Source organism: Mycobacterium sp. WUMAC-067, assembly GCF_020217485.1.
GTDB lineage: Bacteria > Actinomycetota > Actinomycetes > Mycobacteriales > Mycobacteriaceae > Mycobacterium.
In genome coordinates this window covers 1-798 of sequence record NZ_JAEKMI010000169.1, presented here as the reverse complement: position 1 = coordinate 798, position 798 = coordinate 1, and the positions used below count along the sequence as shown (strand labels likewise).

The 798-nt window shown below is 61.7% G+C and carries 1 protein-coding gene; it reads left to right on the top strand.

Annotated elements, in window-relative coordinates:
- Positions 1–48 precede the first annotated feature (48 nt).
- A partial coding sequence (locus tag JF781_RS28050; protein ID WP_225330682.1) for an IS30 family transposase occupies positions 49–798 on the top strand: 750 nt, incomplete at its 3' end.

Sequence of the window (798 nt, the reverse complement as noted above, 5' to 3'; positions counted from 1 at the left end):
GGCAGATTCATACGGTCAATGCAATTTCCATGTTTAGGGAGGTTGCAGGTGCCAGGTGCTTATCCGCGTTCGATGCGGCGAGAGTTCTTTGATCGGGTGTGTGCCGGGGAATCATTGCGTGAAGCCGGCCGTCAGGTCGGTGTGTCGATCCAGACCGGATGGAGCTGGTGGCATGACGCTGGATCAATGCAATTACGAAGTGGTACGGGCTCTGATACCGGCCTGGCCGAACCGGGTGATCTGACCCGGCCTGGCGCGCGGGGACATCGGCTCGGTTTCGAAGAACGCCTGGTCATTATGCGGGGTCTGGACAAGGGCCTCACTCAGGTTGAGATCGCCGGTCAGCTCGACCGCAATGCCAGCGTCATCTCCCGTGAGCTCAAGCGCAATCGCAATCTCGACGGGGATTATCACGCTGGTCTGGCCCATGCCCGTGCCGCCCAGAAAGCCAAGCGTCCCAAAGCATTCAAGCTCGAAGACCGCGCGCTATGCGAGGCCATCGAGGACTGGATGGATCAGGGATGGAGTCCAAAACTGATCGCCGATGTCTTGGCGCGCGGTCACCCCGGTGACAGGCTGGCACGGGTGAGCCACGAAACCATCTACCAGTGCCTCTACGTCCAAACTCGTGGTCAACTGCGGGCCGATCTGAGCAAGCGCTTGTCGACGAAACGCACGGCCCGCAAATCCCGGGGCCACACCGAACGGCGGGGGAAATTCCACGATGTGTTCACCATCAGTGACCGGCCCGCCGAGGCCGCCGACCGCGCTGTGCCCGGCCATTGGGAGGGTGACCTG